This window comes from Fictibacillus sp. NPDC058756 (assembly GCF_042746035.1).
Lineage (GTDB): Bacteria > Bacillota > Bacilli > Bacillales > Fictibacillaceae > Fictibacillus.
In genome coordinates this window covers 2,044,636-2,066,208 of record NZ_JBHYPU010000001.1, presented here as the reverse complement: position 1 = coordinate 2,066,208, position 21,573 = coordinate 2,044,636, and the positions used below count along the sequence as shown (strand labels likewise).

Here is a 21,573-nt window from a genome sequence, read left to right as displayed (position 1 = left end):
ACCACAAGAGGTGTGTACTGCATCTCTAACACCGTGAGAAGCTCCCAGAAATAGGGAGCTTTTTCACTTTAATAAACATTGATTCATGAGGAGGAAAAGGATTTGGATTATGAACGCTTAATCTTTCTTCATCATTGTGAAGGACTTACATGGAATCATTTCAAGAATATTTTAACAGCCGATCCGGAATTAGCTGATATATTTAAAATGGATGTTAAGAGCCTGATGAAGTCATTTGCATTAAGTGAGAAGATGGCAGTGCGTTTATATACCTTTATGAATCAAAAGAATAGTACATACATAATGAATGTTTTAAAGAAAAATTCGATATCTGCAATACCTTATTTTCATGAAGATTATCCGCCTAGCCTGAAAACAATATTTGATCCCCCATGGGTACTTTATGGAAGAGGAGATTGGAGTACGCTGAAACAGGATAAAATAATAAGTGTGGTAGGGACGAGAAACCCCAGTTCTGATGGATTGAGTGCGTTAAGCAAGGTTCTTTCGCCTCTGCTGAAGAATAGATGGGTGGTCGTCAGCGGGCTTGCAAGGGGAATAGATACATATGCGCACCGGTTAAGTCTAGTAAATGGAACGCGAACCGCTGCAGTATTAGGTTCTGGAATAAAATGCGTATATCCCGCCGAAAATAACAAACTGGCAGAAGAAATTAGCAGTCAAGGCATTCTTATTTCAGAGTTTCCGCCTTTTGTTCAGCCAAAACGCTGGCATTTCCCATTGCGTAACCGTATAATTAGCGGTCTCGGCAAAGCAACTCTAGTTGCTGAAGCAAGAACTAAAAGCGGTTCGCTCATAACAGCCGATCAAGCACTGGAACAAGGAAGAGACGTCTTTGCCATTCCAGGATCTATCCTAGAAGATTGTGCAGCGGGCACAAATTTCTTGATTCAGAACGGCGCAAAACTTGTAATGTGTGCAGAGGATATAGCGAATGAATGGACTTAACCGTTTTCATTTAAATTAGGAAACAGTTTGACAAAAGCAGATACATTATTTAATAATAGGGAAGATTTCACTAAACCCTTAAAGGGGGATAAACTGTAAATGGAAAAATACTTAGTCATTGTTGAGTCTCCCGCAAAAGCAAAGACAATAAAAAAATATTTAGGGAGCAAATATGACGTAAAAGCATCTATGGGACATGTTCGTGATTTGCCCAGAAGCCAGACCGGCGTGGATGTAGAAGCAAATTATGAACCTAAATACATTACAATCCGAGGAAAAGGTCCAATACTGAAGGACTTGAAAACAGCAGCCAAAAAAGCGAAACAAATCTTTCTCGCAGCTGACCCGGATCGTGAAGGTGAAGCAATCGCATGGCATCTTGCTCACAGTTTAGAGATGGATTTAGATTCTGATTGCCGAGTTGTATTTAATGAGATTACTAAAACTGCGATAAAAGATTCATTTAAGAGACCGAGAAAAATCAATATGGACTTAGTAGATGCCCAGCAAGCCAGAAGAGTTCTTGACAGACTTGTAGGGTACAAAGTCAGTCCACTATTATGGAAGAAAATTAAAAAGGGTTTAAGTGCAGGACGTGTACAAACTGTAGCAGTCCGATTGATTGTTGAACGCGAAAAAGAAATTGAAGCTTTTCAGCCAGAAGAATATTGGAAGATCAAAGGGATATTCAGTGCTTCGGGCGAAGACTTTGAAGCTCAGTACTATGGGCTTAATGGCAAGAAACAAGAGCTTTCTAATGAAAATGAAGTAAAAGATATCCTTAGTAAAATTAAAGGAAAATCCTTTACGATTGATTCTGTACAGAAGAAAGAACGAAAAAGAAACCCTTCACCGCCATTCATCACTTCTTCCCTGCAGCAGGAAGCTGCTAGAAAGCTTAATTACAGAGCTAAGAAAACGATGATGCTCGCACAGCAGTTATATGAAGGGATTGACCTTGGAAAAGAAGGTACAGTCGGTTTGATCACTTATATGCGTACTGACTCTACCCGCATCTCTGATACTGCAAAAAATGAAGCTTCAGAGTTTATCGCTAACGAATTCGGAAAACAATACGTGAACAGCTCGAGAGCTGAAAAGAAAGCAGGAAAGAATGCTCAGGATGCACATGAAGCCATTCGTCCTACTTCAGTTATGTATCATCCAAAAGATTTGAAAGCCTATTTATCCAGAGATCAGCTCCGTCTTTACAAACTAATTTGGGAACGTTTTCTGGCAAGTCAGATGTCTTCTGCAATACTGGACACTATGACTGTAGATCTTCAAAACAATGGTGTAACATTCCGTGCAACAGGGTCAAAAGTGAAGTTCCCTGGATTCATGAAGGTATATGTAGAGGGCAATGATGACGGCAAGAAAGAAGAAGACCGCATCCTTCCTGATGTACAAGAAGGAATGAAGGTTGCTAAGAAAGACTTGGAGCCAACACAGCACTTTACTCAGCCGCCGCCGCGCTATACCGAAGCAAGACTGGTACGGACGATGGAAGAATTGGGTATAGGAAGACCTTCTACTTATGCTCCGACTCTTGATACGATCCAGAAAAGAGGCTATGTTGCTTTAGACGACAAGAAATTCGTTCCAACTGAACTTGGAGAACTTGTCTTAGAGATGACCCTTGAGTTTTTCCCTGAAGTATTCAACGTTGAATTTACTGCCAAGATGGAAAGTGATCTCGATGAAGTTGAAGAGGGAAATATAGATTGGATCAAGATCATTGATGAATTCTATAAAAACTTTGAGAAGAAACTTAAAATTGCAGAAGCAGAAATGCAAAAAGTAGAAATTAAAGATGAGCCAGCAGGGGAAAACTGCGAGAAATGCGGACACGAGATGGTCTATAAGATGGGCCGCTTCGGTAAATTCATGGCATGCTCCAATTTTCCGGATTGCAGAAACACCAAGCCAATCGTTAAAGATATAGGCGTTGAATGTCCTTCTTGTCATAAAGGATCAATTGTCGAAAGAAAAAGCAAAAAGAAACGAGTTTTCTATGGCTGCAACCGATATCCTGACTGTGAGTTCGTTTCATGGGACAAACCCATTGCAAGAGCATGTCCAAAATGTAATAGTATGCTAGTAGAAAAGAAAACGAAAAAAGGAAAAGTCGTTCAATGTGTGTCTTGCGACTATTCCGAAGAGGAAGCAAAGTAAGGAGTTTTTCCATGAGCCACCAACATGTTAACGTAATCGGAGCGGGTCTTGCCGGCAGTGAAGCTGCTTGGCAGATCGCAAGCCGAGGAATAAAAGTTAAATTATATGAGATGAGACCGGTTAGACAGACACCGGCTCATCACACTGAAAAATTTGCAGAGCTTGTATGTTCAAACTCATTGCGGGCAAATACATTAACAAATGCTGTTGGTGTATTAAAAGAAGAAATGAGAAAATTGAATTCCGTTATCATTTCATCTGCAGATGATTGTGCAGTTCCTGCAGGCGGAGCATTAGCTGTCGACCGTCACGAATTTGCAGGGCTTGTAACAGAACGCGTTAAGAATCATCCTAATGTAGAAGTAATAACAGAAGAAGTAACAGAAATTCCTGATGGACCGACAATTATCGCTACCGGTCCTTTAACTTCTGATAATTTATCAAAAGCTTTAAATTCTTTAACTGGCGAAGAATATTTATATTTTTACGATGCTGCAGCACCTATCATTGAAGTGGATAGTATCAATATGGATAAGGTCTATTTGAAATCTCGCTATGATAAAGGTGAAGCAGCTTATTTAAACTGTCCGATGACAGAAGATGAATTCGACCGTTTTTACGAAGCTCTTATCTCTTCAGAAACTGTTCCTTTGAAAGAGTTTGAAAAAGAAATCTTTTTTGAGGGTTGTATGCCTGTTGAAGTAATGGCTAAGCGAGGAAAGAAGACTCTTCTTTTCGGACCGATGAAACCCGTGGGCCTTGAAGACCCGAAAACAGGAAAGATCCCATATGCTGTTGTTCAGTTAAGGCAAGACAATAGTGCAGGGACGCTATATAATATTGTTGGGTTTCAAACACACTTGAAATGGGGACCGCAAAAAGAGCTTATTCAGCTTATTCCCGGTTTAGAAAATGCAGAGGTTGTACGTTACGGTGTTATGCACCGCAACACATTCTTAAATTCACCTAAACTCTTAAAAGACACATATCAGCTAAAAGAAAGAGATGATCTTTTCTTTGCAGGGCAGATGACAGGTGTTGAAGGATATGTGGAAAGTGCTGCATCTGGACTGATCGCTGGCATAAATGCAGCAAAACTAGTAAAAGGCGAAGAGCTAGCTGTTTTTCCTAGAGAAACTGCAATTGGAAGTATGGCTTATTATATTACGACTGCAAATCCTGATAATTTCCAGCCGATGAATGCAAACTTCGGATTGATGCCTCCGCTTGAAAAAAGGATTAAAAACAAGCAGGAAAGAAACACGGCAATTGCAGAACGCGCATTGGAAACAATTCAGAATTTTATAACAAATTTGTGAACATCTATTGCTTTAGCCCCTAAGTTGTGATACGATTTAGGGGCTTTGTGAGGTGTATGGAATGGAATCAGAACGCCAGCTCGTGGTGGATTTTCTTAATTACTTGATGATTGAGAAGAACAGTTCACCATATACGATTGAACACTATGAAAAAGATATTAATGATTTTACTTCTTTTTTGAAACAGCAAGCAATCGAAGGATTCGCTGCTGTTTCTTATGTTTTAGTCAGACATTATCTCGTGACCCTTCATGAAAAGAAGTATGCGAGAAATACTGTTGCTAGAAAGATTTCTTCCATGAGAAGTTTTTACCGTTTCTTAAATCGGGAAAAAATCGTGGAACTAAATCCTTTTGCAATGGCCTCTCTGCCTAAAAAAGCAAAAATGCTTCCTCAATTTCTTTATGAAAAAGAGTTGGAGAAGCTTTTTAACGTGTCTGACATCAGCACCCCAATCGGACAAAGAAACCAGGCCATTCTCGAATTGCTGTATGGTACGGGTATACGTGTAAGCGAATGCTGCAAACTGCAATTGAAGGATCTTGACCTTTTTGTAGAGGCTGCATTAGTTAAGGGGAAAGGAAAAAAGGAAAGATATGTTCCTATCGGTTCTTTTGCCAAGGAAGCGTTAGAAAAATATATCAGCGATGGACGCAAACTTTTACTTGAAAAAACAGAAAATAAAACAGATTCCCTGTTTTTAAATTATAAAGGGGAACCTTTAAGTCCGAGAAGCGTAAGAAACATATTGAATAAAATCATTGAAGAATCGTCGCTCAATATACATATCAGTCCACACGTTTTAAGGCATACTTTCGCGACGCACATGCTCAATGAAGGTGCAGACTTAAGAGCAGTACAGGAACTGCTGGGACACTCACAGCTATCATCTACACAAGTCTATACACACGTAACGAAAGACCATTTGAAAAAAATCTATAATAATGCGCATCCTCGAGCATAAAAAACAAAAAGGGAGGGATTTTTCGATGTCAACTTTTCATGCAACCACAATCTTTGCTATTCAGCACAATGGGGAAGCTGCAATGACTGGAGATGGCCAGGTGACTTTCGGCAATGCAGTCGTGATGAAACATACTGCCAAAAAAGTGAGAAAGCTGTATGGCGGGAAAGTACTTGCTGGTTTTGCGGGTTCTGTAGCAGATGCATTTACTCTTTATGAGAAATTTGAAAGCAAACTTGAAGAATACAGCGGCAACTTACAGCGTGCATCTGTTGAAATGGCAAAAGAATGGCGTACTGATCAAGTTTTAAGAAAACTCGAAGCATTGCTGATCGTAATGAACACTGAGCATATGCTGCTAATTTCAGGAACAGGTGAAGTCATTGAACCTGATGACGGCATTCTTGCTATTGGCTCAGGCGGAAATTATGCTCTTGCAGCTGGAAGAGCATTGAAAAATAATGCTCCTCAGCTTTCTGCTAAAGAAATAGCGCTCGCTTCATTGCAAACAGCCGGCGAGATTTGTGTCTACACAAATACGGAGATCGTATTAGAAGAACTGTAAAATCCTATATAAGGAGTGATTTTGTTTGAACAGTCAACTAACTCCAAGGCAGATCGTTGAAAAACTCGATCAATACATTATTGGACAAAAAGATGCTAAAAAAGCAGTGGCGGTGGCCCTTAGAAACCGTTACAGAAGAAGCCTCCTGGATGATAAACTTCGCGATGAGGTTTCTCCAAAAAATATTTTAATGATTGGTCCGACTGGTGTCGGTAAAACAGAAATTGCAAGAAGGCTTGCCAAACTTGCTCAAGCCCCATTTATTAAAATAGAAGCTACGAAATTTACTGAAGTCGGCTATGTCGGACGTGATGTCGATTCCATGGTTCGTGACCTGGTTGAAACATCTGTGAGGCTTGTGAAAGAGCTGAAAATGAATGAAGTCAAAGACAAGGCTGAGCAGAATGCTAATAAGCGTTTAGTAGAACTTCTCGTACCTGGTAAAAAAACAGAAACAAACTATAAAAACCCTCTTGAAATGTTTTTTGGGGGAGGGAATCAAAACCAGGAACAGTCAGCACAGCAGGATGACGAAGGGAACTTAAAGCAAAAACGAAATCAAATGGCTCAAAAATTAGCTCTTGGAGAAATGGAAGATCATCTTGTAACAGTGGAAGTAGATGAGCAAAACCCTTCAATGCTTGATATGTTTCAAGGCTCTGGCCTTGAACAGGTAGGGATGAATATGCAAGACATGCTGGGCGGGATTATGCCTAAGAAAAAGAAAAAAAGAAAGCTTACTGTTCGTGAAGCGAGGAAAGTTCTGACACAGGACGAAGCAGCAAAATTGATTGATATGGATGACGTAACGAGTGAAGCTGTTTATAAGACAGAACAAACAGGTATTATATTTATAGATGAGATTGATAAGATTGCCGGCAAGAATCAAAATTCTGCAGATGTCAGCAGAGAAGGTGTTCAAAGGGATATCCTTCCGATAGTAGAAGGATCCACTGTAATGACGAAATATGGTTCAATTAAGACTGATCATATACTTTTTATTGCAGCAGGAGCTTTTCACATGGCAAAACCTTCAGATCTCATTCCCGAGCTTCAAGGAAGATTCCCAATCCGGGTAGAATTAAATAGCTTGTCTGTTGAAGATTTTACACGTATATTAATAGAGCCTGATAATGCGATTGTAAAACAGTACAAAGCTCTATTAAGTACAGAAGGTATAAATGTTGAATTTTCTGACGATGCTATTGCTAAGATTGCAAGTATCGCATTTGAAGTCAATCAAGACACCGACAATATAGGTGCAAGAAGACTTCATACCATATTGGAGCGCTTACTCGAAGACTTGTCTTTTGAAGCGCCTGATATCAGTTTAGATCAAATTACCATTACACCCGAGTATGTAGAAGAAAAACTGGCTAATATCGCAAAGAATAAGGATTTAAGCCAATATATTTTATAGGATGCACTAGGAGGAAGAAATACAATGAATTTATTAAACAAAGCAAGAAGCATTAACTCAATGCTGCAGCAAACAGGTGGAAAACAAGTAAACTTTAAAGAAATGGCTGAAACACTTAGCTCCGTAATCGGTGCTAATATTTTCGTAGTCAGCCGCAGAGGAAAATTATTAGGAACTGCTCTAAAACAGGATATTGAAAACGAGCGTATGAAAAAGATGATCCAAGATCGTCAATTTCCTACTGATTACACGAAGAATCTTTTCAACATTACAGAATCAATGGCTAACATTGATGTTGAAAGTGATTACACAGCTTTCCCTGTTGAGAACAAAGATTTATTCTCGACAGGCTTAACGACGGTCGTACCTATCGTCGGTGGCGGTGAAAGACTAGGAACTCTTATCTTATCCAGACTGTCAACGGCGTTTGAAGAAGATGATCTAGTACTAGCAGAATATGGTGCGACAGTAGTTGGCATGGAGATCCTTCGCGAGAAAGCGGAAGAGATTGAAGAAGAAGCTAGAAATAAAGCTGTTGTTCAAATGGCGATCAGTTCATTATCATATAGTGAGCTTGAAGCAATTGAACACATCTTTGAAGAATTGGAAGGCAATGAAGGCCTGCTTGTAGCAAGTAAAATTGCTGACCGTGTAGGGATTACAAGATCAGTAATCGTAAACGCTCTTCGCAAGCTGGAGAGTGCTGGCGTTATCGAATCTCGTTCACTTGGAATGAAGGGAACGTACATTAAAGTATTAAATGATAAATTCTTGCTTGAACTTGAAAAATTAAAAACTTCTTAATCATAAAAGTTCAAAAACCAATCCGGGGAGGGTTGGTTTTTTTTTGGTCTCAAACATTGATGTTTTTGAAAGTGGTTGCTTTCCGTTCCAGGTACTCGCTTTCCGCGGGGCGTGCGGTGAGCCTCCTCGCGCTTTGCGCGTTCAGGAGTCTCACCTGTCCCGCTCGTCCCGCAGGACAAGGAAGGCTGCGACAGCATTACATCGCACGAAGAAAATGTTGATTTTCATTTTCGAGGAGTCTCGCACCTTGCTCTCCAATCAACTTGTCAATGAAGAGAATGAAAAAAGACCGAAAGCAACTATTTTTTAGAGAGGAGCCCTTCGTAATCTTTGTTGCTCTTGAAAGTGGTGATTAATAAAAAATATGTCGATTAAAAAGATTAGTAAAGTTGTACTGTTCGGCTAAATACGACAGGGATTTTATTACTATATGTAGAATTAGGTATAAAGTCACGGTCGAAACATAGTGCTTTCTATCGAAAAAAGTCATTTTGGGAAAAAATACATAGACACTTTTTGGATATATCACTTAAAATATGATATAGCGGTAAGATTTAACATTAATTGAAACATCTATAGTAAAAAAGAGGGAAGTGATCAACTTGTTCTCTAGCCCTGTCATGAAAAACTTGGAAATGGCATTAGATGGATCAGCGTTAAAACAGAAAACCATTTCAAATAATTTGGCTAATGTGGACACTCCTGGATATAAAGCGAAAGAAACCGTTTTTAAACAGGAATTTGAAAGAAGCTTAAATGCATACCGTACAAATCAGCACCACTTTTCTTTCAGTACGGATAGAACATCTTCTTATTATGTAAAAGAGCAAGGCGGTACAACTATGAACCACAACGGAAATAATGTGGATGTTGACAAAGAGATGGCCGAACTGGCAAAGAATCAATTGTATTATCAGACACTTGTACAGCGAATAAACGGAAAATTCAATTCAATTAAGATGGTTGTTAAAGGCGGGAGATAAATATGGGAATGTTTGATGCACTAAATTTTTCTGCATCTGGATTAACAGCACAGCGATTGAGAATGGATGTAGCGTCTTCCAACATGGCAAATGTTGATTCGACAAGAGGAAGATTATTAGAAAATGGCGAGTGGGAACCATATAGAAGAAAAATGGTGGTACTGGGTTCAGGAGAGTCCAGTTTTAAAAGCATGTTTAATAAAGCAGTGAATCAAAATGGAAATCTTAATGGTGTTAAAGTAAATGAAATTAAAAATGATGAGACACCTTTTAAATCTGTCTATCAGCCAGATCATCCTGATGCAGGAGAAGATGGGTTTGTCCAGCTTCCCAATGTGGATCCTCTAAAAGAGATGGTTGATTTAATGAGTGCAACACGTTCATACGAAGCAAATGTTACAGCATTGAATGCAGCAAAGGGAATGTATTTAAAAGCCCTTGAAATCGGACGTTAGGAGAGGTAGCACATGGATAAAATTTCTTTAGGAACGATTCAAAACATGAACAGCATATCTCCATCTGCGAAAACGACACCTTCTGAAGCTCAAGAAAGCTTCAAAAATTATCTGCAGGGCGCATTGGAGAATGTGAACGAGACACAAGCACAGTCTAACGCAGCTACACAAGCGTTGATGAATGGAAACATGGATAATCTTCATCAAGTCATGATTACGGCAGAAAAAGCGAGTGTAACATTGCAGACCACTCTTGAAATTCGCAATAAAGTGGTTGAAGCATACCAAGAAATCATGAGGATGCAAGTTTAATAGCTAATACATAATTCGAAGTGTGCATTCTATTTTGGGGGTAGCTTCAAAAAATTTTTATTGTGTTTATCGGGGGAAAAAATGAAAGAAAAATGGAAACAAGTCACCAAGCAAATCACTGAACGTTTCAAATCGCGTTCTAATACACAAAAAGGACTTATTCTTGGCGGGATATTCATTTTTATTGCAGGTTTTATTTTCCTGACCGTGATGATGTCCAGTCCGAATCTTGTACCTTTATATACGAATCTTTCTCCGCAAGAAGCTGGGCAGATCCAAGAAAACTTAAATAGTAAAGGGATTGCCAATGAGGTTCAGGATGGCGGAAAAACGATACTGGTACCACAGGAGGAGGTAAATAATCTTCAGGTACAGCTTGCTGCTGAAGGGCTTCCTAAGAGCGGAAATATAGATTTTTCATACTTTGGAGAAAAATCGGGTTTTGGAATTACAGATAAAGAATTTGGAGTGCTTGAACGAGAAGCCACGCAAACGGAAATTGCTAACTTGATTAAAAGTATAAATGGAGTGGATGACGCTAGTGTAATGATTACACTTCCAGAGAGCAGTGTCTGGGTCAATCAGGAAGAAGAGAAAGCATCTGCATCTGTAGTTCTTTCATTAGGTGCTGGCGCTAGGCTGGATGAAGAACAAGTGAAAGCGCTGTATCACCTTGTATCTAAAAGTGTCGCAGACCTTCCTATGGAAAATATCGTCATCACGGACCAATACTTTAATTATTATGATTTAAACTCAGTGAACTCTACTTCTTCAGCTTCAAAATATGAAGAGCAAAGAAAAATTAAACAGGATGTAGAACGAGACCTTCAGCGCAGAGTGCAGCAAATGCTGTCTACGATCATGGGCCAGGGGAAAGTTGTAGCGACTGTAACGACGGATATTGATTTTACTGAAGAGAAACGTGAAGAAACATTAATAGAGCCTGTAGATAAAGAAAACATGAAAGGCATTGAAATAAGTGTTGAACGCATTCGCGAAACATTCACCGGCGAAGGTGCGGCTGCAGGAGGTGTATCCGGAACAGGTGATCAGGAAGTGCCAACTTATCCTGGTTCAGCTGCTGGATCTAACGGAGATTACGAAAAAGTAGAAGAACGTATCAATAATGAAGTAAATAAGATCCGTAAAGAAATTGTGGAGAGTCCTTACCAGATTCGCGATTTAGGAATTCAAGTAATGGTTGAACCTCCTAATCCGAAAGAACCCGATTCATTGCCGCAAGAAAGATTAGATGATATTGAACAGATTTTGAGTGCGATCGTTAGAACGAGTATTTCAAAAGATATTAACAACGAGCTTACAGAAGAGCAGATTCAAGAGAAAATCTTTGTTTCTGCACAGCCATTTAATGGCAAGCCAGACATGGAGCCTGCAAAAACTGGCATTCCTCTATGGATATATATTACAGGCGGTATCCTGCTGATCGTTATTATTCTATTAATCTTTTTGCTGACACGAAAAAGAAGAGCGGAAGAAGATAAAGGCACGATAGAAGAATACGAGATGGAAGAACAGCAGACATATTATGTACCTGATGTGAATAAGGAGCAGGGCTCAGAAGGCACCGTGCGCAAGGAACAGCTGGAAAGAATGGCTAAAGAAAAACCAGAAGAGTTTGCAAAACTAGTACGAACGTGGTTGTCAGAGGAATAGGAGGTAACGAACGATGGCAAAAGGTGTAAAAGAGCTGTCAGGAAAAGAGAAAGCAGCGATCCTCGTTATCTCTTTAGGTCCTGATGTAGCAGCTCAAGTGTACAAGCATTTGAGCGAAGAAGAAATTGAAAGATTGACTCTGCAAATCTCTCAAGTTAGAAAAGTAGATTCAACCTTAAAAGAAGAGATTATCACTCAGTTTCACCAATTGGCGCTTGCTCAAGACTATATTACTCAAGGCGGTATAGGGTATGCCAAAACGGTTCTGGAAAAAGCCGTCGGCAAGGATGAAGCCATGCAGATAATTAACAGGCTTACTTCCACACTGCAAGTCAGACCGTTTGATTTTGCACGGAAGGCTGATCCTGGTCAGATTCTTAATTTTATACAAAATGAGCATCCGCAGACGATTGCACTTATATTAGCTTACTTAGATTCATCCCAGGCAGGGCAGATCTTATCTGAATTGCCGCAGGAAATGCAGGCTGATGTCGCAAAACGAATTGCACTGATGGACAGGACTTCACCTGAAGTAATCAATGAAGTTGAACAGATTTTGGAGAGGAAACTGTCAGCTACAGTAACTCAAGACTTTACTCAGGCCGGCGGTGTAGAAGCTGTCGTTGAAGTGCTTAATGGTGTTGACCGCAGTACAGAAAGAACGATACTTGATGCTTTGGAGATTCAGGATCCTGAACTTGCAGAAGAAATTAAGAAGAGAATGTTTGTATTTGAAGACATTGTTACCCTTGATAATCGTGCGATTCAGCGTGTTATTCGAGAAGTTCAGAACGAAGACTTGCTTCTCGCTCTGCGTGCATCCAGTGAAGAAGTGAAAGAAGTTATGTTTAAAAACATGTCACAGCGTATGGCTGAGAACTTTAAAGAAGAAATGGAATTCATGGGTCCTGTACGTCTGCGTGACGTTGAGGAAGCTCAATCGAGAATTGTTGGAACGATCCGCAGACTTGAAGAAGCAGGAGAACTGGTCATCGCTAGAGGCGGAGGAGATGATGTGATTGTCTAAGGTGATAAAATCTTTTAACAATCGCACGGCTGAAAATAAAGAGAACGAAACTGATGTTGTAATCGGAATTCAGCCTGTTTCCATATTTACTGCTTCATCCAGCTTTCTTATTGAAGAAGATGATGGAGCCAAGATTCAGAGATTAAAGAAAGAAGCAGCTGATCTCCTTGAAGAAGCAGAGAACGAAGCAGCCAGAATAAAAGCAGAAGCTGAAATGGTTCTTCAGGAAAAGCAAGAAAGACTTGCTGCAGAAGAACAAGAGTGGCGCTTAAAGATGGAACAGGAACTTGAGAGGACTAAACAAGAAGGCTATGAAACCGGTTTTCAGAATGGTTTAAATCAAGGGCTTGAAAATTGGAGAAATCAACTGGACGAAGTAAAGCATTTTATTGAAAAGACGAAGCAAGACTATTATCAAGTTTTAAGTGAAGCAGAACCACAGATGATTTTATTAGCCATGAAAGCAGCAGAGAAAATTATCGGAAAGAAGCTTGAGGAATCACCAGAAACGTGGGTATCGATCGTGAAGCAGCTTGTTAAAGAAGCGCGTGAGTTTGAAGAGGTAAAATTATATGTTCCAATTAATTGGTTCGATTTGACCGTCCAGCATCGTGAAGAATTAAAAAATATGCTTCAGTCCACCGCATCTCTTTTCATCTATCCTGATGAATCTTTAAAAGAAAATGGGGCTGTTATTGAATTCCCGTTTGGAAAAATTGATGCCACTCTCGATGTTCAGCTGAAAGAAATAAGAGATAAGCTGCTGGAACAAATTGAGGTGACAGAAAATGAACGTTGATCATCTGCTGGAATCATTGCAATCGATAGATTCTTTTAAAAGATACGGAAAAGTGATCCGTGTCATCGGTCTTATGATTGAATCGAAAGGACCGAAAACTTCCATTGGCGATGTTTGTTATATTCATACAGCCAATGGCAGAAAACAAAAAATAAAAGCAGAAGTAGTCGGATTTCAAGAAGAGAATGTGCTGTTAATGCCTTTTACATACGTGAAGGATATTGCCGTCGGCTCTCTTGTTGAGGCAACAGACAGACCGCTTGAAATTAAAGTGGGACAGTCTTTAATCGGCAAAGTTTTAGACGGGATGGGTGCTCCGCTCGATGGAGCATCTCTGCCAAAAGGATTATTCCGTTATCCTACGGAAAATGAGCCTCCTAATCCGATGGAACGTCCTAGAATCCATGAGAGCATTCAGTTGGGTATACGGTCCATCGACAGTCTTTTGACAGTAGGCAAAGGACAGCGTGTAGGAATTTTTGCTGGAAGCGGTGTAGGAAAAAGTACTTTGCTTGGTATGGTGGCGCGAAATTCGACAGCTGATCTGAACGTTATAGCTCTTATAGGTGAACGAGGCCGGGAAGTCCTGGATTTTATTGAAAGAGATCTCGGAGAAGAAGGATTAAAACGATCCGTTGTAATCGTTGCTACTTCTGATCAGCCGGCGTTAATGCGTATAAAGGGTGCGCAGACAGCTACTGCTATTGCTGAATACTTCAGAGACCAAGGGAAGAATGTCATGCTCATGATGGATTCTGTAACACGTGTAGCCATGGCGCAGCGGGAAATCGGGCTGGCAGTAGGTGAGCCTCCGACAACAAAAGGCTACACACCAAGTGTTTTCGCGGTACTTCCCAAATTGTTAGAGCGTTCTGGCACGAATAGAAAAGGCACGATTACAGCTTTTTATACGGTGCTTGTAGATGGAGATGACTTTAACGAACCGATTTCTGATACGGTCCGCGGGATACTGGATGGACACTTTATCTTAGACCGGAACCTTGCAAATAAAGGTCAATTTCCGGCTGTGAATATTTTAAAAAGCATCAGCCGTGTTATGAATGATATCGTCTCAAAAGAACATCGGCAGGCTGCAGACCGGTTTAGAGAATTGCTCTCATCTTATGTTGATGCAGAAGATCTGATCAGCATTGGAGCGTACAAGAGGGGTTCTTCAAAATCAGTAGACGAAGCCATTCAAATCTACCCAAGCATTTTATCTTTTTTAAAACAGCAAGTCGATGAAGATGTAAGTTTTGACGATGCCGTTGGGCGGCTGCTTATGGAATTTGGAAAGGATGATCTGTAATGTCGTTTCAATTTTCAATGGAAAAAGTTCTTTCAGTTAAACAAAAAGAAAAAGAATCCATTGAACTTGAGCTAGGTGAAGCTGTTCAGGCATTCGAGAGTATTGCAGAAGAAATTTACAGTCTATTAAAACGCAAAGAAGATATTGAAAATCTATCAAATCTGCAATTTCAGCAAAGAATCGTCGTCAATGATCTTCAAACTACGCAGCGTTTTCTTCTATCCATGTCAAATAAGATCAAAGAATTGCAGCCCGTTTTGCAAAGGGCCAGAGAAAGAATGCAGGTTATCCAGCAAAAACTGCTTCAGCAGACAATCGAAGTAAAAAAGTATGAAAAGTTAAAAGAAAGACAATTTAATGCCTATGAAATGGAACTAACTTTGTATGAAAACAAACAGAATGATGAATTCTCCGTATTGCGTTATGCGAAGTCGTGAAAACAGGTGAGCTTATGAAACAAAATGAAAAATCAAGCAAGTTAGTGTGGTTTCTCCTAGTAATTGCTGTTCCTGCAGTATTTGCTGTAACAGTATTTGGGATCGTTCTTTCCTTTATGGGAGTTAACGTGATTGAAGAGGCAAAAAACACAGGGAAGAAGATTCCGATTGTGAAAAATGTTCTTAATGATGAAGCACCAGCAGTTGCTGTAAGTCAAAATACAGAAAAGCAATGGAAAGCTAAATTCGATGATCAAGAAGATTACATAAAAATTCTTTCGGCTGACCTTCAAAAGAAAGAAAAAGAAGTTACTGCCTTAAAGAGCGATATCGCATTGCTGGAAAAACAAGTGGAAGATGCTGAAACGTCTGTTAAAGCAGATGAGAATGAACAATTAAAAAAATTGTATGAAGCTATGTCAGCAAAAGATGCTGCAGCAGTAATGACTGAGATGAACAATAATGAAGTACTAGGGATCCTCACACTATTACAAGCCGAAACGCAAGCAGCAATTCTAGCAAAGCTTGATGCGAAAAGAGCTGCAGAGTTAACAGTATTAATGGCAAGCAATTCTCTTTAAAGGAGGTGAAAAAAATGCAAGTAATGATGGCACAAGTTTCAGCACCGGTTCAAATGACACCGGGCAGCAAACAAACTAGCAATACACAATCTCTTTTTTCACAGCTTCTGTTACCTGCAGAACAATTGCCATCTGAGAGCAGTGAGGGAATTGGCGGAAACTTAGCTGAAATCATAGCGAACCTGTTATCAAATACGGAAGAAATAGAGAAATTCTGGAATCCCGAAGCAATTGAGGATCAAGATGTGCAAGCATTGCTGAACGAACTGCCTGCTGAAATAAAAGAAATGATCGAGGCATTGATTAATGAACAGATTAGCGGTACAGAGAATATTCACACCCCTGCACCTGAAATGAAGTTAGCTTTTCTTTTACAAGCAATGTTCAATGATCAGCAGCACATGTTATCACAGCCGCAGAAAAAAGAACTCACTCAGTTGATTGAAAAATGGTTTCCGGGATTAAAGCTGGAAAACAAAGATTCCCTGCCGAAACAAGTTGACCAAATTTTTAGCCACATAAAAAAGCTGATGAATGAGAATGGTTCAACAGATAAAAACAGCTTCTACAAAATCATGGAACAGCTTTCCGCTGTGAAAAAAGTGCAGACTTTTGCTGAACAAGCATTTCAGCGATACGTACCGGTAAAACAGACAGAACAAACATCAAAAGAATTTCAGACCGTTCAAAGTCCTTTATCTCCATTAGAACAGTGGACGTTAAAAGTACCTGCTTCCCAGGAAGAAGGACAGAAGCAGCAATTCGTTCGTGAAATACAGCAGATCATCACAAAAGGAAAGTTGATGGTTAATGAAGCTGGTTTTACGAAAATGCAGATTAAGCTTACACCAGAAAATCTTGGGACTATAGAAATTCAGCTGATTCAAAAACATGGTGAGATCGCAGCAAAGATTATAGCTTCTTCTCAGGCAGCGAAGGATGCGCTGGATGGCCAGCTTACTCAGTTGAAGCAGGCTTTTGCGGGGCAAAATATTGAGTTTGAGAAGCTTGAAGTTATTTTTCAAAAAGAAGAGCAATCATTTCAATTTCATGATCAGGAAAGACAAAACCATGAAGAACAGCATCAGTCAAATGATAAAGAAACGGATGACTCCGATAACAGCAATCTTTCATTTGAAGAACAGCTCTCACAAATGGTTTTAAATGAAAAGGTGTGATGAATAGTGTCGAAAGTATCAGAAAATCTCATGTTATCCAACTACCAGGCTAAGACAAAACAAACCGGTTCAAACATTTTAGGGAAAGATGACTTTCTTAAGATTCTTATCACCCAGCTGCAAAACCAAGATCCGACAAGTCCCATGCAGGACCGTGAATTTATTGCACAGATGGCGAGCTTCTCATCGCTTGAGCAGATGACGAACATGAACCAGACTATGCAGCAGTTTCTTACATTCCAGACAGAAGCATCACTTCTTCAGCAAAGCCAGATGATTGGCAAGCAAGTTACGTATGAATCGGAAACTGTAGATGCAGAAGGCGAAAAAGTGCTAGAAGAAAAAGAAGGTACTGTTAAAGCGGTATTGTTTGAAAAAGGCTCAGTCATGCTCGAAATGAGCGATGGATCAAAGATAACCAGTTTCCAGGTGATTAAGATTACAGACCCAGCAAAATAAGAGGAGTTGATGCTATGAGCGAACGTATAACCGCTCATCAATTGTACCAGCCAACCCTTTACCAAGCACGAGCACAACAACAGCAAGTTAATCAGAATTCATTCAAGTCACTACTTGATAAAGAGTTAGAATCATCACTCACAATCAGCAAGCACGCAAAGAAGCGGCTTGAAGACAGAAATATTAAAATAACTGACGCTAGCTGGAACAAAATTGGCGAAAAGGTAAAAGAAGCTGGCAGAAAAGGCGTAAAAGACTCTCTTGTAATATTGAGAGATGTAACCCTTGTAGTAAATGCGCCAAACCAGACCGTGATCACAGCTTTAGGAAGAAATGAATCCGCATCCCAGATCTTCACAAATATTAATGGTGCCATCGTAATAGACGATTAAACGAGCTGGACCTTTACAGGAGGCTCACAAAAACTGCCGATTGATTGAAGCAGTTTATTAAACCAAGTAAGGGAGATAAAAACAAATGTTACGTTCTATGTACTCAGGAATCAGCGGTATGAAAAATTTTCAGGTAAAGCTTGATGTAATCGGAAACAACATCGCAAACGTCAATACATATGGCTTCAAAAAAGGCCGTACAACATTTAAAGATTTAGTCAGCCAGCAGATTGCTGGGGCGAGTGCACCAACAACAGGAGCTGGAGCAAGAGGTGGTGTAAATCCTAAACAAGTCGGATTAGGTTCTCAAATGGCTACTATCGATACAGTACACACTCAAGGGAGTTTGCAAACTACGGGTAGACCTTTAGATTTGGGGATATCAGGAGACGGTTTCTTTAAATTAATGTCAGGAACAGAAGTTACTTATTCAAGAGCTGGAAACTTTTATTTAGATAAAACAGGACAAATTGTAAACGGAGATGGAAAGTTCTTACTTGGAACTGGGAATGCCAAATTAACAATACCTACAGATGCAAAAAGTTTTAGTGTTGGCGCGGATGGAACAGTAAGTTATATAAATAATGCTGGAGTTCTTACAACTGCTGGACAAATTGAACTTGCAAAGTTTCCAAACAATGAGGGCCTTGAAAAAGCAGGCAATAATGAATACCGTTCAAGTACAAACTCTGGTGCTGAACTACCATCAGTTCCAGGAGGAGCAGGCGGAGCAGGAACTCTAGTAGCTGGTGCACTTGAAATGTCCAACGTCGACTTATCTGAAGAGTTCACTGAAATGATCGTGGCTCAGCGTGGTTTCCAAGCGAATACAAGAATTATTACAACATCTGATGAGATCCTTCAAGAACTGGTGAATTTAAAACGCTAATGAAGGGAGGAAGGGTTAAGCATTCAGCTGCTTAGCCCTGAATTCATATGATTTCCTTAACTCAGTTAAATGGTAATACGTTTACTCTAAATGCAATCTATATCGAACAGGTTCAATCCTTTCCTGATACGACGATTACTTTAACAACAGGGAAAAAATTTGTTGTGAAGGAAAGCGAAGAAATAGTTGCTCAGAAGGTTGCATCATTTTACAGGGGCATTACATTGCTGCCGCTGAATGGCAATAAAGAGGAGGGTCAGTAGATGGGTAAAAACAAAGCTGTTACGATCATGCTTTCCATGGTTGTAGCTATTGGCCTTGTAGGTGCAGCTGGGTACTTTGGTTTTCAATACTTCTCACCTAAAACCGAAGCTTCTGAACCAACAGCAGAAGAGCTTGATAAACTGATGGTTGAAACAGATGAGATCACGACTAATTTGGCTGATAAGTCTTTTGTCAAAATCAAGTTTAAGATTCAAGCAGATAATAAGGATGCTAAAAAGGAACTTGAAAAAAGATTGTTCCAGGTGAACAATCTGATCATCTATGAAATCTCAAACAAGAAAACAGAAGAACTTTCAGGACAAAAAGGGTTGATCTCTTTAGAAAACACCTTAAAGGCAGAGATTAACAAAGTTATGCAGGATGGGAAAGTAGTCAGAGTCTACACTACTCAAAAGATCATTCAATAATTCATTAAATACGAGCATGAAAAGAGGTGAGACTCTTGGTAGATGTTTTGTCGCAAAACGAAATTGATGCTCTTCTCTCCGCCCTTTCAACAGGTGAAATGGATGCAGAAGAGCTGAAAAAGGAAGAGTCAGAGAAAAAAGTAAAAGTTTACGATTTTAAGAGAGCGCTTCGGTTTTCTAAAGAGCAGATCCGCAGCTTAACACGATTGCATGAAAATTTCGCAAGATTGTTAACAACGTATTTTTCAGCACAGTTAAGAACATATGTACAAATCGGAGTGGCTTCAGTTGATCAGCTGCCATATGAAGAATTTATCCGGTCGGTTCCGAAGATGACTCTTTTAAATGTGTTTGAAGCTCACCCATTTGAAGGCAGAATTTTGATGGAAGTGAATCCGAATATTGCATATGCAATGCTGGACAGAGTAATGGGCGGCAGCGGTACTGGTATGAATAAGATCGAGAATTTGACGGAAATCGAAACTAGAATTATGAGTCAGCTCTTCGAAAATACGCTTGATAGTTTTAAGGAAGCGTGGACAAGCGTTATTGAATTGGATCCTTTCATGCTTGATCTGGAGGTTAACCCGCAATTTTTACAGATGGTTTCACCAAACGAAACAGTCGTAGTCATTTCACTAAATACTACGATCGGAGAAACGAGCGGGATGATCAATATTTGTTTGCCGCATGTTGTGATTGAACCGATCATTCCAAAGCTCTCTGTAAGCCATTGGATGCAGAACAAGAAGAAATTGCGGACTCCGGGTGAATCAGAATTTATTGAACAAAAATTAAAAAACGCATTTCTTCCTTTTAAAGTTGAATTAGGTTCTTCTGAGATGTCAATTGAGGAATTTCTTCATCTTACTCCGGGAGACTGCATTGAACTGGACCAGAGAATTGGACAGCCTCTTGTTATTAAAGTGGAAAACAATCCTAAGTTCTATGGTCAGCCTGGAAAAGTGAAGAAAAAGCTAGCTGTACAAATATTAGAAACCATTAAGGAGGATGAGGATCAATGGTAAGTGGAGATATGCTTTCACAAGATGAAATTGATGCTTTGCTGAATGGTGGAAGTCCTTCTTCGTCCGGAACGACAGAAACCGAAGACTATTTATCTACTATTGAACAAGATGCATTAGGTGAAATCGGAAACATCTCTTTTGGAAGTGCAGCTACCGCGCTATCAACACTTTTAAATCAAAAAGTAGAGATCACGACACCTACTGTCAGCGTTGTGAAAAGAACGGAGCTGAAAGACGAATTCCCGATTCCGCATGTTGCCGTACAGGTTACATATACAGAAGGTATTGAAGGCGCAAATTTATTAGTTATCCGTAAGTCGGATGCACAGATAATCGCAGACCTGATGCTTGGCGGTGAAGGAACTAATCCTTCGCCAGATTTTGGAGAACTGCAGCTAAGTGCAGTTGGTGAAGCAATGAACCAGATGATGGGTTCTGCATCTACTTCTATGTCAACGATCTTTAATAAAAAGGTAGATATTTCTCCGCCTAAGATTGATTTTCTGGATGTTGAATCGAACACGAGCTTGATACCAGATGAAGAAATTCTAGTAAAAGTATCGTTCCGCCTAAAGGTAGGAGAATTAATAGATTCAAATATTATGCAATTGATTGATGCAGAGTTTTCTAAGGACCTTGTACAAAAATTAATGAATCCTGAACCTGCAGCTGAGCAGGCACCTGTTGCAGATTATAAGCCTCAAGAGGAGAAGCAGCCAGTTTCGCAGCCTTCTTTACAGAATCATGAAGAGTCGTATGTACAAAGAGAGACTAGACCAGAACCTTCACCATCCTATCAGCCGCAAATGAGAGATGTTTCTGTAAAGCCTGCAAGTTTTTCAGATTTCAGTGATTTTGGATCCAGCCAGACTGAATCGAAGAACCTGGATATGCTATTAGATATTCCGCTTCAAGTAACGGTGGAACTAGGACGCACAAAGAAAACGATTAAGGATATTTTAGAGATGTCAGCCGGATCCATTGTAGAACTTGATAAGTTAGCAGGAGAACCAGTAGATATCTTTGTTAATCATAAGATGATAGCAAAAGGTGAAGTAGTTGTAATAGATGAGAATTTTGGTGTTCGTGTAACTGAGATTTTAAGTCAGCGTGACCGTTTAGAAAAACTGAAATAAACAACG

24 protein-coding genes are annotated in these 21,573 nt (G+C 39.8%); all 24 read left to right on the top strand.

Annotated elements, in window-relative coordinates; genetic code table 11:
* The first annotated feature begins 102 nt into the window (after positions 1 to 102).
* The 24 genes from dprA (at position 103) to fliY (ending at position 21,567) form a co-directional block, all read left to right on the top strand.
* Entirely contained in the window at positions 103 to 969 is an 867-nt protein-coding gene (dprA, locus tag ACFW35_RS10350) for a DNA-processing protein DprA (RefSeq protein WP_379845545.1), read from the top strand.
* Between the two features lie 99 nt (positions 970 to 1,068).
* Positions 1,069 to 3,144: a type I DNA topoisomerase gene (topA, locus tag ACFW35_RS10345; RefSeq protein WP_379845544.1), complete on the top strand. Its 2,076-nt coding sequence runs from the start codon at positions 1,069 to 1,071 to the stop codon at positions 3,142 to 3,144.
* Between the two features lie 11 nt (positions 3,145 to 3,155).
* Positions 3,156 to 4,463, top strand: a complete 1,308-nt coding sequence (gene trmFO / locus ACFW35_RS10340; RefSeq protein ID WP_379845542.1) for an FADH(2)-oxidizing methylenetetrahydrofolate--tRNA-(uracil(54)-C(5))-methyltransferase TrmFO — start codon at positions 3,156 to 3,158, stop codon at positions 4,461 to 4,463.
* A 61-nt stretch (positions 4,464 to 4,524) separates the two neighbouring features.
* Positions 4,525 to 5,427 carry a tyrosine recombinase XerC gene (gene xerC / locus ACFW35_RS10335; protein ID WP_379845541.1) on the top strand — a complete coding sequence of 301 codons (903 nt, stop codon included), beginning with the start codon at positions 4,525 to 4,527 and terminating at the stop codon, positions 5,425 to 5,427.
* A gap of 25 nt (positions 5,428 to 5,452) precedes the next feature.
* Positions 5,453 to 5,992 carry an ATP-dependent protease subunit HslV gene (gene hslV / locus ACFW35_RS10330; RefSeq protein WP_066289386.1) on the top strand — a complete coding sequence of 180 codons (540 nt, stop codon included), beginning with the start codon at positions 5,453 to 5,455 and terminating at the stop codon, positions 5,990 to 5,992.
* A 25-nt stretch (positions 5,993 to 6,017) separates the two neighbouring features.
* Positions 6,018 to 7,412 carry an HslU--HslV peptidase ATPase subunit gene (hslU, locus tag ACFW35_RS10325; protein ID WP_379833793.1) on the top strand — a complete coding sequence of 465 codons (1,395 nt, stop codon included), beginning with the start codon at positions 6,018 to 6,020 and terminating at the stop codon, positions 7,410 to 7,412.
* A gap of 24 nt (positions 7,413 to 7,436) precedes the next feature.
* Entirely contained in the window at positions 7,437 to 8,216 is a 780-nt protein-coding gene (gene codY, locus ACFW35_RS10320; RefSeq protein WP_379833795.1) for a GTP-sensing pleiotropic transcriptional regulator CodY, read from the top strand.
* Between the two features lie 596 nt (positions 8,217 to 8,812).
* Positions 8,813 to 9,199, top strand: a complete 387-nt coding sequence (gene flgB / locus ACFW35_RS10315) for a flagellar basal body rod protein FlgB (protein ID WP_379847454.1) — start codon at positions 8,813 to 8,815, stop codon at positions 9,197 to 9,199.
* Between the two features lie 2 nt (positions 9,200 to 9,201).
* Positions 9,202 to 9,654: a flagellar basal body rod protein FlgC gene (flgC, locus tag ACFW35_RS10310; protein WP_379833797.1), complete on the top strand. Its 453-nt coding sequence runs from the start codon at positions 9,202 to 9,204 to the stop codon at positions 9,652 to 9,654.
* A 12-nt stretch (positions 9,655 to 9,666) separates the two neighbouring features.
* Positions 9,667 to 9,966: a flagellar hook-basal body complex protein FliE gene (gene fliE, locus ACFW35_RS10305; RefSeq protein WP_379845539.1), complete on the top strand. Its 300-nt coding sequence runs from the start codon at positions 9,667 to 9,669 to the stop codon at positions 9,964 to 9,966.
* 81 nt (positions 9,967 to 10,047) lie between these two features.
* The gene (gene fliF / locus ACFW35_RS10300; protein ID WP_379845537.1) at positions 10,048 to 11,640 is read left to right on the top strand and encodes a flagellar basal-body MS-ring/collar protein FliF; all 1,593 of its coding nucleotides are present in this window, start codon (positions 10,048 to 10,050) and stop codon (positions 11,638 to 11,640) included.
* Positions 11,641 to 11,653: 13 nt separating this feature from the next.
* Positions 11,654 to 12,667: a flagellar motor switch protein FliG gene (fliG, locus tag ACFW35_RS10295; RefSeq protein WP_066289406.1), complete on the top strand. Its 1,014-nt coding sequence runs from the start codon at positions 11,654 to 11,656 to the stop codon at positions 12,665 to 12,667.
* Position 12,668: 1 nt separating this feature from the next.
* Positions 12,669 to 13,466: a flagellar assembly protein FliH gene (gene fliH / locus ACFW35_RS10290; protein WP_379847453.1), complete on the top strand. Its 798-nt coding sequence runs from the start codon at positions 12,669 to 12,671 to the stop codon at positions 13,464 to 13,466.
* Positions 13,456 to 14,775 (top strand): flagellar protein export ATPase FliI, encoded by a 1,320-nt coding sequence (gene fliI, locus ACFW35_RS10285; protein ID WP_379845536.1) that lies wholly within the window; start codon positions 13,456 to 13,458, stop codon positions 14,773 to 14,775. The genes fliH and fliI overlap by 11 nt, the downstream gene beginning before the upstream one ends.
* Positions 14,775 to 15,212: a flagellar export protein FliJ gene (gene fliJ / locus ACFW35_RS10280; RefSeq protein WP_379845534.1), complete on the top strand. Its 438-nt coding sequence runs from the start codon at positions 14,775 to 14,777 to the stop codon at positions 15,210 to 15,212. The genes fliI and fliJ overlap by 1 nt, the downstream gene beginning before the upstream one ends.
* A gap of 14 nt (positions 15,213 to 15,226) precedes the next feature.
* On the top strand, positions 15,227 to 15,793 hold the full coding sequence (locus ACFW35_RS10275; protein ID WP_379845533.1) for a MotE family protein: 567 nt from the start codon (positions 15,227 to 15,229) through the stop codon (positions 15,791 to 15,793).
* 14 nt (positions 15,794 to 15,807) lie between these two features.
* Positions 15,808 to 16,971 carry a flagellar hook-length control protein FliK gene (locus ACFW35_RS10270; protein ID WP_379845531.1) on the top strand — a complete coding sequence of 388 codons (1,164 nt, stop codon included), beginning with the start codon at positions 15,808 to 15,810 and terminating at the stop codon, positions 16,969 to 16,971.
* A 6-nt stretch (positions 16,972 to 16,977) separates the two neighbouring features.
* The gene (gene flgD / locus ACFW35_RS10265) at positions 16,978 to 17,430 is read left to right on the top strand and encodes a flagellar hook assembly protein FlgD (RefSeq protein WP_379845530.1); all 453 of its coding nucleotides are present in this window, start codon (positions 16,978 to 16,980) and stop codon (positions 17,428 to 17,430) included.
* A 14-nt stretch (positions 17,431 to 17,444) separates the two neighbouring features.
* Positions 17,445 to 17,822: a TIGR02530 family flagellar biosynthesis protein gene (locus ACFW35_RS10260; RefSeq protein WP_379845528.1), complete on the top strand. Its 378-nt coding sequence runs from the start codon at positions 17,445 to 17,447 to the stop codon at positions 17,820 to 17,822.
* 85 nt (positions 17,823 to 17,907) lie between these two features.
* Positions 17,908 to 18,711, top strand: coding sequence for a flagellar basal body rod protein FlgG (gene flgG, locus ACFW35_RS10255; protein ID WP_379845527.1), 804 nt, complete (start codon positions 17,908 to 17,910; stop codon positions 18,709 to 18,711).
* A 47-nt stretch (positions 18,712 to 18,758) separates the two neighbouring features.
* On the top strand, positions 18,759 to 18,974 hold the full coding sequence (locus tag ACFW35_RS10250) for a flagellar FlbD family protein (protein WP_379845525.1): 216 nt from the start codon (positions 18,759 to 18,761) through the stop codon (positions 18,972 to 18,974).
* Entirely contained in the window at positions 18,975 to 19,403 is a 429-nt protein-coding gene (gene fliL / locus ACFW35_RS10245) for a flagellar basal body-associated protein FliL (RefSeq protein WP_379845523.1), read from the top strand.
* A gap of 35 nt (positions 19,404 to 19,438) precedes the next feature.
* Positions 19,439 to 20,431, top strand: coding sequence for a flagellar motor switch protein FliM (gene fliM, locus ACFW35_RS10240; protein WP_379833818.1), 993 nt, complete (start codon positions 19,439 to 19,441; stop codon positions 20,429 to 20,431).
* Positions 20,425 to 21,567 carry a flagellar motor switch phosphatase FliY gene (fliY, locus tag ACFW35_RS10235; protein WP_379845522.1) on the top strand — a complete coding sequence of 381 codons (1,143 nt, stop codon included), beginning with the start codon at positions 20,425 to 20,427 and terminating at the stop codon, positions 21,565 to 21,567. Before fliM ends, fliY begins: the two co-directional genes overlap by 7 nt.
* Positions 21,568 to 21,573 lie beyond the last annotated feature (6 nt).